Origin of the sequence: Floridaenema aerugineum BLCC-F46, assembly GCF_041929345.1 — a bacterium.
In the GTDB taxonomy this organism is placed as follows: Bacteria; Cyanobacteriota; Cyanobacteriia; order Cyanobacteriales; family Aerosakkonemataceae; genus Floridanema; species Floridanema aerugineum.
Genome location: NZ_JBHFNQ010000150.1, coordinates 1 through 10982, shown reverse-complemented (window position 1 = coordinate 10982; position 10982 = coordinate 1). Strand labels below are relative to the sequence as shown.

Genomic DNA, 10982 nt, shown 5'->3' with positions numbered 1-10982 from the left:
CCACCTGAAAAAGTAAGGTCGGCTCGACCTGAACTTAACGCCTGTGGACAAGTTGGTGCCGACACCCTTGGTTGAAGCAGGAAGAAAACACCACATCAAATTAACAAGTTTAGTTAGGTTTGGATAGGTTTTTCAGAGCAGTCAGGCAATCAAATCGTCGATAATGAGTAACGGAGAATTAATTCGATCGTCTAAAAGGAATAATTATGACAGTCGCAGGAAAATTGGAACTTACCATCAAAATTAATGACTTCCCCACCAATGTTGAAACGGTGGATAACGGTTGGAAAAGGTTTGAGGTTGATTGTGAGGGTCGAATTGCTAGCATTACAGTTAAACCAAGCTTGGAGGATGGATCAAACAACAACGTAAGAAGTTTAATCCTAGTAAGCTGTGGAGCATTTAAAAGTCATATTGTAGGGTGCGTCAGATTTACATATTTTCCTTTCTATATAAGGCTTTACCGTCTGACGCACCCTACTCGTTAATAAGTGATTTAAATGCTCCACAGCTTATGCTTTATGGCAACAGAACCTAAACTAAGAGCTATTAAAAGAGGCAAACAAAAAATATAGCATACCATCAAAAATCAGGCAATTTAAAATGAAAAGGAAAACACAGGAAAGAATATGTTGTAATTTTTGAATGGGCTGGTAGTAACTATTCTGCTTATGTTCCTGATTTGCCTGGTTGTATTTCGACAGGTAAAACTTTGGCAGAAACAGAAGATAATATTAAAGGAGGCGATCGCACTTTATATCGACACTCTCCGAGAAGATAATCAACCTATTCCCGAACCATCAATTAAGGCCAAGGCAATTTCTGTTGCAGCTTAATTAGCAATAACTTACCAACTTAAGTACTTTTTTTCGTGATCAGTGAGGCGATCGCACTCACCAAAACATCAGGTTCAACTGGTTTGGAAATATGCTGTTGAAATCCTGCGCTTTTAGCTTGTTGCTGGTCAACTTCTCTGGCATAAGCAGTCAGAGCAATTGCGGAAATGTTTCCACCTCGCTCTGGGGGCAAATCTCTAATCAGGCGCATTAGCATATAACCATCTATGTCTGGCATCCCAATATCGCAGACTAAAACATCTGGTAATGATTGCTCGATTTGCTGGAGTGCTTCGGCTGCTGAAACAGCAGTTCTCACTTTTGCTCCTGCTTGCTCTAGGATAAACGTTACGAGGTCTTGGATATCCGGCTCATCATCCACAACCAGAATTTGTATTTCTCTTAGACTAGCAACTTGAGTGTTTTGTGGATTTTCCGGCAACAAAGGAATGGAAACGGGTATTAGTGGTAGCTTAACAGTAAAAGTAGCTCCTAGTCCTTGACCGGGGCTTTCGGCTTGAACAGTTCCCCCATGTAATTCAACTAAATGACGAACGATCGCCAACCCCAATCCTAAACCACCAAATCTGCGAGTCGTTGTGCCATCTTCTTGCCGGAAATACTCAAATACATCAGGTAAAAAGTCGGTAGCGATGCCTTTCCCTGTATCTTTAACTTGAATTTGAGCATAATTATCGATATTTTCTAGACTTATCTCTACCCTGCCTCCTGAAGATGTAAATTTTACGGCATTGGAGAGCAAGTTCCAAATCACTTGTTGCAGACGGGCAGAGTCACATAAGACTTGTCCAACATTAGGAGCAAAATTTGTGTGAATCTGAATACCTTTTGCTTCGGCGGCAAGTCTAACGGTTTCGATCGCAGCTTCAATAATGTTAACTAGCCCGACTGGATTGGGGAGCAACATCAATTTACCTTGCAAGATGCGCGAAACATCGAGCAAATCATCAATTAGTTGCGTTTGCAACCGGGCATTGCGTTCAATGGTTGCTAAAGCTTCTTTGGTCTTTTGTTCATCGAAGTGGCGAGTTTGCAGCAGCTTTGCCCAACCGAGAATCGGGTTGAGAGGCGATCGCAATTCATGAGATAGTACTGCAAGAAACTCATCTTTGATGCGGTTTGCTGCTTCTGCTTGTTCCCTGGCTACTTTTTCCCTTGCCAGCAGTTGTTCCCGTTCGGTTTCGGAGCGTTTGCGATCGGTAATGTCGGTATGAGTTCCCAACATTCGCAGCGGTTTACCCGCACTATCCCAGGAGACAATTTTACCGAGCGAAAGAATCCATTTCCAATGCCCTGATTTAGTTCGCTGTCTGAACTCGACTCGGTATGTATCGGACTTACCTGCAATGTAATCTTCATAAACTTTATAGACTAAAGCTACATCATCGGGATGTAGGCGATCGCGCCAGAAAGCATTTGTTTGCTGAAACTCTTCCGGTTCATAACCTAACATCCGAGCATATTCTGGAGAGACGATCGCATCACCCGTTTGCAGATTCAAGTCATAAAGTCCTTGATTTGCTGCCATTAAAGCCAAGCGGAGGCGTTCTTCGCTGGCGCTTAAGGCTTCTTCGGCGCGTTTGCGATCGCTAATGTTAATGAAACTTGCTACTGCCCCCACAATTTGTCCATTGTTGAGTAAGGGTGCAGCACTCACCAAAATATCATAGTAACTGCCATCAGTTCGGATCATGCGTGATTCGATCGCATAACTAACTTCTCCCCGCAGAGCTTTGGAAACGGCATAATTTTCTAAAGGAATCAGGTTGCCATCTGCATCTTTTGCAGTTCCCCAGTTAAACAGATCGAAGTCAAGATTTGTGCCATTTGGATCTTGCTGTGCCAGTCGCCTTGCTTGGGGATTGGCAAAAGTTAATTTTCCTTCAGCGTCGCACACAATTATCGCATCAGCAGCATACTTCAGAATCGTTTCCAACAAAAACCTTTGTTCGCGCAGGGCTGCTTCTGCACACTGACGTTCCTCAATCTCCTGTTGTAGTTGCTCATTGACTTGTACCAGTTCAACTGTTCGTGACTGGACTCGTGCTTCCAGTTCATTTTGAAAGTTCCTTAATTGAGCTTCTACTCGCAGACGTTCCTCTATTTGCGCTTTTAATGCCTGATTTGCTTGCTCTAGTTGAGCAGGGCTGGGCAATGCTAGAGCTTTCGGAACCAGGGGAACAAGCTCTAAAGCTGTATACATTGAGACTAGGGCAGTTCCAGCTTTAATCGCCCCGGATAACCAGTAGGTAGGATACCAAAGCGTCCAAATTGAGGCAAAGTGGGTTGTACCGCAGGAAATAATAAAAGCTGCAAATAACAAAAATATCCAGTGGAAAGGTAGGTCTTTTCGCTTGCTAACGAAGTGAAACAAGGTCAGGGGAATGGAATAATAAGCAAGCCCAATCAAGGCATCAGAACTTAAATGCAACCAAACTAAACTCGGTTTCCAAAGATAACAGTGACCATGAGGAATGAATGAGCCAGAGCCAAATAGATTGATTATAAAGTCGTGCATAACATAAAACAGCAGTTTTAGAGTCAAAAAATTTTTGCGAACCGGACAAATTTGGTCAGCTATATGAGCATATTTTAATTAGACAGAGGTAGTCCCTATATATATATATCCAAAGTTTCTTACATTCAATCTTACTTTTTCTTTAATAATAATCTCTCTTAAGGTAGAGGATTTTTGGATATTAACTCAAGTTGCTTGTTAGTTATTTAAAAAGGGTATGTTGTTTCCCTGTCTTGGTTATTATTGAGAGATTAAAATTAATGTAGAGACTTTATATATGTAGAGATGTTATATATGTAGAGACGTTATATATAACGTCTCTACATATATAACGTCTCTACTACTACTCTACAGCAAGGTTTTAGTTTAAGGATAGTATGTCTGATTAACTGGATTTGACACTCTCCCGTTAAGCTGACGCTGTAACGGGAGATTCTTGTTTCGCGGAAAGCCGCTTCCTAGTATCAGTATTTCTACTTTTACGCTTTGAGTCTTACGCTTTCTCCACAAGCTTGAAATTCCGTTTGCCCAACGGTATTTGTTGACAGAATTCTGATACCTTCTTCCCGCAAATTTCTCGCTGCATTTGTATCTCTGTCGTGATGGGTTTGACATTGTGGACAAACTCATTCTCTATCCTTTAGTGTCAGAGAATCATTCTTATATTTGCAGCAATTACAAAGCTTAGTGCTAGGAAAGAATCTGTCAACTTCAACAAGAATTCCGCCAACTCTTTTTAGTTTGTAGTCTAAGAAATTAACCAGCATCCCAAATCCAGCAACCAAAGTTTTGCGCTAAGGCTATTTGCTGTTCTTTACTTGGATACAATCTTACTTTTAAAGCTGTTAACATCTCTCTATTAATTCGGTAATTGTTAACAGTATAGCATTAATTATATTGATTCGCTGCGCTCAATTTGAGTTGTTGGTCACAATTCATCTCCCGGTACAGCGCAGCTTACCGGGAGATGAATTGCGACATTTAAGATAAATTGATTTTACCAAGCGGGATCGACAAATAAGTTAATTGTCAATTCTGCTTTTCCTGGGGGAACTGCGGTGATGCAAGCACGGATGCAATTACCATCTTCTAATTCGACTTCGCAAGCGTGACAGGAACCCATTAAACAACCTGTGGGAATGGTTACTCCGGCGCGTTCTGCTACTTTTAATAGTGGTTCTCCTACTTCAGCTTCGACGGTGATATTATCGGGGAGAAAATGAATTTTGGTCATTTGTCATTGGTAATTAAGTGGGTAAAATAGGTTTTAAATCGAGATTAGCTTCGACTATATCTGCGATCGCATCTAGCACAGCTTCTCTTTGTTCTCGGTAATTAGAAATTCCGGTTGGTAAAGAATGCAAACCGCGTTGTTGGCGCAATAAATTTAACCAAGCGCGTCGCCAAGGGCCATTATCAAAAATCCCATGTAGGTAAGTTCCTAAAACTGATTCTGTGGCATCAACCATACCTAAATAAGGGTCATCAAATAAAGGTTTAGTCCCTTGACTTTCTAGTTGACGAGAGCGACCTTGATGAATTTCGTAACCAAAAATAGGTAAACCTACTTGAGGATAATTAGAGGTTACTTGACGCTGACGGACGACTTTTTGAGGTGTAATTAACGTTGTTAAAGGTAATAATCCCAAAGCTTCACAACGTTGGGAATCGTTACCTTCAAGTCCTTCAGGGTCGGCAATAATTTTACCTAACATTTGATAACCGCCGCAAATTCCCAACACGGTACCACCAGAGGCAACATATTCTTTAATTGCTCCTGCCATACCTGTTTGTTGCAGAATGGTATAGTCAGCGATCGTAGCTTTTGTGCCGGGAATAATGACGGCATCAGGATGACCTAAATCTTGTTTAGGGCTAACATATTTGAGATTAACACTAGGTTCTGCATCTAAGGGATCGAAATCAGTAAAGTTAGAAATTCTGGGGAGACGAATTACGGCAATTGTAATATCACCTTTAGTTTTTTTAGTAGGACGTTCAAATAAATCTAAAGAATCTTCTGCGGGAAAATCCTGTTCAATCCAAGGTATTACCCCAATCACGGGAATGCCTGTATATTTTTCCACCCATTCCACACCTGATTGTAACAGGCTGCGTTGTCCGCGAAACTTGTTGATAACTATACCTTTAATTAAGGCGCGTTCTTCTGGGTCTAATAATTGCAATGTACCAACAATATGGGCGAAGGCTCCACCGCGATCGATATCCACAACCAAAATTGTATTAGCTTTCAAGTGACGAGCTACCCGCATATTAGTTAAATCGCGGTGTTTCAAGTTAATTTCAGCGGGACTTCCCGCACCTTCACAAATTACTAAATCGTATTCTGCACTTAAAGCTTGTAAGGACTCAGTAATTGCTTGCCAACCTGGTTGAAAATATTGTTCATAGTATTCTAAAGCTGTGGCTCTACCTACAGGTTTGCCCTTAATAATTACCTGAGAAGTCATATCGCCTTGGGGCTTGAGTAAAATCGGATTCATTTCCACAGCGGGATTAATGCCAGCTGCCCAAGCTTGGACTGCTTGTGCGTGTCCTATTTCTCCGCCATTAGCGGTGACGTAGGCGTTTAGAGCCATATTTTGACCTTTGAAGGGTGCTAAACGCCAACCACGTCTGGAGAGGATGCGACAGAGTGCAGCTGTTAAGAGTGATTTTCCTGCGTGGGAGGTAGTGCCCACAACCATAATTGCTTTCATAATTTTTGGGGATTAGGGATTGGGGATGACAGGGAAGATGCCTGTCCTACGGGACTGGGGACTGGGGATTTCTTATATGTTAAGTGTTTCAGAAATTAATCAAGTTTTCTTGCCACCATAAGTACGAGAGAGTCCAATTAAAAACTTTTTGTTATCTAAAGAGGCAATCTCAGCCAACGAGTTAAAAAGTGATAAATGCGATCGCGCCAAGAAGCCGCTGGTATTTCGTCGCCTTGAGTCGATAAGTTGTCGATGATTTCATGTCCTAGTGGTGTGAGACGAAAGCTATTAGTAATGCCTTGTCCATCTACTTCTCGGCGCAAAACTCCCACTTGAATCAGCCACAGCAATGAGTTATCTGTGATTAATTCCGAGAGTTGGCGTTGTGTGAATTGGTTGTTGTTGCCATTAACACCAGTAATTTCTTGAAAGTCTACGCTTCGCGATCGCATGGTAGTAAACAATAGCATTCGGAAAGGGGATACACGGAGCGATCGCTCTGCACGTTCAATGGTTTTTTGAGAATAGGAAAGAGAATTAGTTGTTTTTTGTTTTACCGAGTTCATTGATAATTTGGAGTTGAGGATCGAGCAATCAATGTTTATTTATTATCATAAGTCTTTTTTGTCTGGAGCAGTTACCTGTGCTAAAAAATTTACTTCTGATCAGAAAAGTGAAATATTGTAAAATCCAGATTGAGAAACAATTGATTACTCAGAAGGAAGCTTAAATCATGGCTTTAGCAGTCGGTATGGATGCACCTGCATTTACAGCCAAAGACACGAATGGTAATACTGTTTCGTTATCTGACTTGGCTGGGAAAACAGTGGTGTTGTATTTTTATCCAAAAGATGATACTCCTGGCTGTACCAAGCAAGCTTGTAGTTTTCGTGATGCTCAAGCAGATTACCAAGGCAAAGATGTGGTGGTGTTAGGAGTCAGCGCAGATGATGAAGCTTCGCACCAAGCATTTACAGCGAAATATAATCTCAATTTTCCGCTTTTGGCTGACACTAATAAAGAGCTAATTAAAGCTTACGATGTTGATGGTGGTGGTTATGCCAAGCGAGTGAGTTATGTAATTGATGGCGATGGCAAAATCATTCATGTTGACGCTTCTGTGAATACTGCGACTCATGCTCAAGATATTTTAGCAGCACTCGGTTTGTAATTTTTGCTATAAGACTCAGCTTTCGTTTCGGCTCTCTTAGGAGACGAAACGAAAGCTGAGGGAACTAAAAGAGGCTGTCAAAATTCGATTGTGCGATCGGTCAATTTAGGAGAATTTGATGAGCTATAAAACCGCACCCACCCATCATATTCTCCCGAATCTACCCATTTGAGAAGTTCTGCGGCTCTCATCACCACCCAAGCACTTGAGTGATCCATAAAGCTGAAAATTTTGGTAATTTGATCCAGCCCACTTAGTTTACTAGTATCAAACTCGCGGGCTTGGGCTTCAAATTCAGTGATTACGGCTTCCGTTATGTATTCACCGGGCAATCCACCTAACTTGATTAACGCAGTGAGGGCAACGTCTACATCTTGACAGGCTAACAAGCCTGCACGATCGCCAGTAAATTTTGACATGACAATCCAGTTATACAGTGCTACCTCAATACTATTAGCGGCTAATCCTCCAAGTCCCAGTGTGGTGCTACTAATCACAGTTTTCAAAAGAGGCATAACGGCTGCCAACTGCTGATAGGTTAAATAGCCGCCTTTAATTCGGGAAAGTTGGTGTCCCAGTAAAAACAGGAGTTCCTCATGAGTTAGCCACTCCATTGCCTCCAGGTTAATGCCAATCATCGGCTTTTCCACCCCGATCGCGTAAGAAAAAATAGACCCTGTACCTCGAAACAGGTATAATTCGGGGACTGAAGCAACATCTAAAATTTTACAAGCCTCTACCAATGCCTGATCCAATCGAGGGAAATTACGAGCAGTTACTCGAAAATCTCCCCCTAGCGTTTGCAGCCTTAGTAAGCGATCGATACCATACTCATTAATCTTTTTGAGTAATAGCGACAACCCAGGCATTTTTTCCAGATTTGTCAGCGCCCGACGATCGAAGGGATGTCGATAGCTATCAACATTGGTATCTTTAAAGATTTGTTTAGCCACTGAGTTTAATGCTTGGCAGAATTCAAATTATTGTTTTGCTTGTAGGGTAAACTTTGCTCCACCTTATTTATTTGGGATGTCGCAGTTCATTCCCTGTCGTAGGAGTAATTCCTAAATTAATCCTACGACAAGAAAATGTCAATAGTTAATCTTATTGATTTGGGTTATTTGTGTTTTCAGTGGGAGTGTTGGGGTTTACGCGATCGATCAATTGGTCAGGAACTTGTAGACGTTGCCGTTGTCTGGCGCGGAACTGAGCAGCCGCGTCATCTAAATTTTCCTTTTGTTCGTTGGTGACATCTTCCATCGATCGATTTAAACCCAAATTAGAGCGATGGATTAAATCAAAAACGCTGAAAGATTGACCTGTACCACCAGTAAGTGGATCGCCATCTTTTTGAAATTCTTGACTCGGATCAGTATTCAAATTTTGAGCCAAAGTTGTTTCTGGCAATACCAAAATAGAGAAAGTAGTTCCTGCTAATAAACCGAAAGCTATTTTGGTGAGTGACTGAAATACCATTTTAAATTTCCTCCTCACTATTTAAACAGATTATATCGATTACCGAAATGTTTGCTCCAGATGCTTGCGAGGGGGCGGGTTTTGACTTAAATTTTATTTGTCTTGCGTTGAAAGTTTTGGGCTAAACCCGCCCCTACAGAGTTGGATCGATCCTTTGGGTAACGGAGATTATTTTAAGCAAATCTCCGGCGTAATAAAGGCTGAATGCTTAAAAATGCTGCCACATCAAGCAGTAGTAGTACTAGTAATGTACCAGCTAAAGTTACAGTACCCCAAGGAGCTTGCATCACTACACTACCAAGACTCCAATCGCTGTGCAAATAGAGATAACGAATGGGTTCTATAGCAAAACTCAAGGGATTGAGAGAGGAGATAAACTGCAACCATTTTGGCATAAAAGAAAGCGGTGCCAAAGCGGTACTCGCAAACAATAAAGGTAAGTTAGTAACAAAAATCACTGCTATTAATTCGATATGTCCAGGTAGAGCAAAAGCTAAACCTAAACTTAAAGCAGTGACACCTAATACTAACAAAAGAATGATTGCCGCAATCACAGTTAAACCGAAGATATCAGGTAAACCTGCGCCTAAAAAAGCACTAGTGGCGATAATAGCGATCGTCTGAACAGCACTAAGAGTAATGATAAAGATTGCGGAAGCAAAGACGATCGAATACCGACTAGCCAAAGGCGCAACTAACAGACGATTCAAAAAGCCAAATTCGCGATCGAACATTACAGGCAACCCTGCATTTAACGCCCCACTAAACGCAGTAAAAACAATCACACCTGCTGCCAAAAACTGACCGTAATTAGTATCATTACCAAACAAACCCTTGGGTGCATTTTGAAACAAAGCCCCAAACAAAATCAACCAAATCAGAGGTTGAATCACCCCAGCAATCAAAGTAGAAGGGCGACGTTGCAACTGAATAAACAACCGACGAGTCAAAGCCAAAGTTTCCTGAATAAACTCTCCCAAAAACCCAGAAGAACCTACCTCAGAAACCTGACCCGACTCAAAACTAACATTAGACTTTGGACTTAAAGTACTACTCATTTTCTTCCTCTTTTTTCTCTCTGTGTCCTCTGCGTCTCTGCGGTTCAAAAAAAATCTTATTTCATACTTTGTTTTTTCTCAGCCTTCAAATCCCGACTACTAACAGCCGCCAACTCAGCATCCATCAAAGTTTTACCAGTAGCCGCCAGATAAACATCATCCAAACTAGGGCGAGATTGAGCAATTCCAAAAGTAGGCAAACCTGCTGCTTGTAAAGCTTGCTGAATCACAATTAAAGCATCATTTTGCGGAGTTACCACCAAATTCAAGGAATTACCCTGAGCGTTATTAATAATCACCTCTTGCACAAACGGCAAAGATTTCAACATATCTTTAGCTTTCTCAGCTTCTTCCATTGGGGAAAACTCACGGATGCGGAGAGTAACGCGATCGCCACCCACGCGATCCTTCAACTGGGAAGGAGTACCGGAAGCGATGACGACACCTTGATCGATGATAGCGACGCGATCGGCTAAAGCGTCAACCTCTTCCAAATAGTGACTAGTGAGTAAAACCGTAGTTCCCGCATCGCGCAACTGACGCAGAATATCCCACATTACCACTCTACTTTCGATATCTAATCCTACCGTTGGTTCATCCAAAACCAAAAGATCTGGTTTGTGCAATAACCCTGCTGCCAAGTCTAACCGCTTGCGGATACCACCGGAATAGGTGCCAGATTTTCGATCGGCGTACTCCTGCAAACCCAAAGTATCGATCATTGCGTCGATCCGTTCTTTGGCAAACTTACCCGGTAAATGGTAGAGTGCGGCTTGCAGTTGCAACAGTTCCCTTCCTGTGAGAATCTTGTCGAGGGCGACTTCTTGGGCGACGTAACCGATGCGTTGACGCGCCAGCTTGGGGTTGTTAATTACGGAAATGCCGGAAACCTCGATTTTGCCTGCATCTGGCATCGCCAAGGTACAGAGACATCTAATTGTAGTAGTTTTGCCTGCACCGTTTGGCCCCAAAAGACCAAAGATTTCTCCCGGTTCTACTTGAAAGGATACATCCTTCACGGCTTTGGTGTTGCCGTAGCTTTTTTGGAGATTTTGGATAATCACTGCGGGAGCCATAGTTGTCCCTGTTTAATAATTCGCAACAATCTTTAATTTTATTGTAGCGGGGACGGGAGATGGTACGTTGTTGCGCTTCAGCGCTAAAATCTAGCGCTGAAGCGCA

Annotated in this window: 10 protein-coding genes and 2 pseudogenes; 2 read left to right on the top strand and 10 right to left on the bottom strand. The window is 42.0% G+C overall.

Going from position 1 to position 10982, the window contains the following annotated elements:
• Positions 1–637: 637 nt before the first annotated feature.
• Positions 638–836, top strand: a pseudogene (locus ACE1CC_RS19840) (type II toxin-antitoxin system HicB family antitoxin).
• Between the two features lie 19 nt (positions 837–855).
• Here ACE1CC_RS19840 and ACE1CC_RS19835 read toward each other — a convergent pair.
• The 6 genes and pseudogenes from ACE1CC_RS19835 to ACE1CC_RS19810 form a co-directional block, all read right to left on the bottom strand.
• Positions 856–3375 carry an ATP-binding protein gene (locus ACE1CC_RS19835; protein ID WP_413272163.1) on the bottom strand — a complete coding sequence of 840 codons (2520 nt, stop codon included), beginning with the start codon at positions 3373–3375 and terminating at the stop codon, positions 856–858.
• 409 nt (positions 3376–3784) lie between these two features.
• A pseudogene (locus ACE1CC_RS36885) lies at positions 3785–4154 on the bottom strand (zinc ribbon domain-containing protein); the annotation flags it as partial.
• Positions 4132–4227: a helix-turn-helix domain-containing protein gene (locus tag ACE1CC_RS19825; protein WP_413272161.1), complete on the bottom strand. Its 96-nt coding sequence runs from the start codon at positions 4225–4227 to the stop codon at positions 4132–4134. The gene ACE1CC_RS19825 and the pseudogene ACE1CC_RS36885, both read right to left, overlap by 23 nt.
• A gap of 145 nt (positions 4228–4372) precedes the next feature.
• Positions 4373–4609, bottom strand: a complete 237-nt coding sequence (locus ACE1CC_RS19820; protein WP_413272160.1) for a 2Fe-2S iron-sulfur cluster-binding protein — start codon at positions 4607–4609, stop codon at positions 4373–4375.
• A 13-nt stretch (positions 4610–4622) separates the two neighbouring features.
• Complete coding sequence (gene cobQ / locus ACE1CC_RS19815; RefSeq protein WP_413272159.1) at positions 4623–6095, bottom strand: cobyric acid synthase CobQ; 1473 nt, start codon at positions 6093–6095, stop codon at positions 4623–4625.
• A gap of 155 nt (positions 6096–6250) precedes the next feature.
• Positions 6251–6661, bottom strand: a complete 411-nt coding sequence (locus ACE1CC_RS19810) for an Npun_F0494 family protein (RefSeq protein WP_413272158.1) — start codon at positions 6659–6661, stop codon at positions 6251–6253.
• Between the two features lie 167 nt (positions 6662–6828).
• Between ACE1CC_RS19810 and ACE1CC_RS19805 the strand changes: the two genes are divergently transcribed.
• Positions 6829–7266 (top strand): peroxiredoxin, encoded by a 438-nt coding sequence (locus tag ACE1CC_RS19805; protein ID WP_413272157.1) that lies wholly within the window; start codon positions 6829–6831, stop codon positions 7264–7266.
• Positions 7267–7343: 77 nt separating this feature from the next.
• Here the strand turns inward: ACE1CC_RS19805 and ACE1CC_RS19800 are convergent, their stop codons facing one another.
• The 4 genes from ACE1CC_RS19800 to ACE1CC_RS19785 form a co-directional block, all read right to left on the bottom strand.
• Positions 7344–8219 carry a M48 family metallopeptidase gene (locus ACE1CC_RS19800; RefSeq protein ID WP_413272156.1) on the bottom strand — a complete coding sequence of 292 codons (876 nt, stop codon included), beginning with the start codon at positions 8217–8219 and terminating at the stop codon, positions 7344–7346.
• A 151-nt stretch (positions 8220–8370) separates the two neighbouring features.
• Positions 8371–8742, bottom strand: a complete 372-nt coding sequence (locus tag ACE1CC_RS19795) for a hypothetical protein (RefSeq protein WP_413272155.1) — start codon at positions 8740–8742, stop codon at positions 8371–8373.
• A gap of 173 nt (positions 8743–8915) precedes the next feature.
• Positions 8916–9800 (bottom strand): ABC transporter permease, encoded by an 885-nt coding sequence (locus ACE1CC_RS19790; RefSeq protein WP_413272154.1) that lies wholly within the window; start codon positions 9798–9800, stop codon positions 8916–8918.
• A gap of 56 nt (positions 9801–9856) precedes the next feature.
• A complete protein-coding gene (locus tag ACE1CC_RS19785) occupies positions 9857–10876 on the bottom strand; it encodes an ABC transporter ATP-binding protein (protein WP_413272153.1) in 1020 nt (339 codons plus the stop codon).
• Positions 10877–10982 lie beyond the last annotated feature (106 nt).

Coding starts and splice junctions, on each gene's coding strand:
- ACE1CC_RS19835 (WP_413272163.1), bottom strand. CDS start 3,375: ATGCACGACTTTATAATCAATCTATTTGGCTCTGGCTCATTCATTCCT.
- ACE1CC_RS19825 (WP_413272161.1), bottom strand. CDS start 4,227: ATGTTAACAGCTTTAAAAGTAAGATTGTATCCAAGTAAAGAACAGCAA.
- ACE1CC_RS19820 (WP_413272160.1), bottom strand. CDS start 4,609: ATGACCAAAATTCATTTTCTCCCCGATAATATCACCGTCGAAGCTGAA.
- cobQ (WP_413272159.1), bottom strand. CDS start 6,095: ATGAAAGCAATTATGGTTGTGGGCACTACCTCCCACGCAGGAAAATCA.
- ACE1CC_RS19810 (WP_413272158.1), bottom strand. CDS start 6,661: ATGAACTCGGTAAAACAAAAAACAACTAATTCTCTTTCCTATTCTCAA.
- ACE1CC_RS19805 (WP_413272157.1), top strand. CDS start 6,829: ATGGCTTTAGCAGTCGGTATGGATGCACCTGCATTTACAGCCAAAGAC.
- ACE1CC_RS19795 (WP_413272155.1), bottom strand. CDS start 8,742: ATGGTATTTCAGTCACTCACCAAAATAGCTTTCGGTTTATTAGCAGGA.
- ACE1CC_RS19790 (WP_413272154.1), bottom strand. CDS start 9,800: ATGAGTAGTACTTTAAGTCCAAAGTCTAATGTTAGTTTTGAGTCGGGT.
- ACE1CC_RS19785 (WP_413272153.1), bottom strand. CDS start 10,876: ATGGCTCCCGCAGTGATTATCCAAAATCTCCAAAAAAGCTACGGCAAC.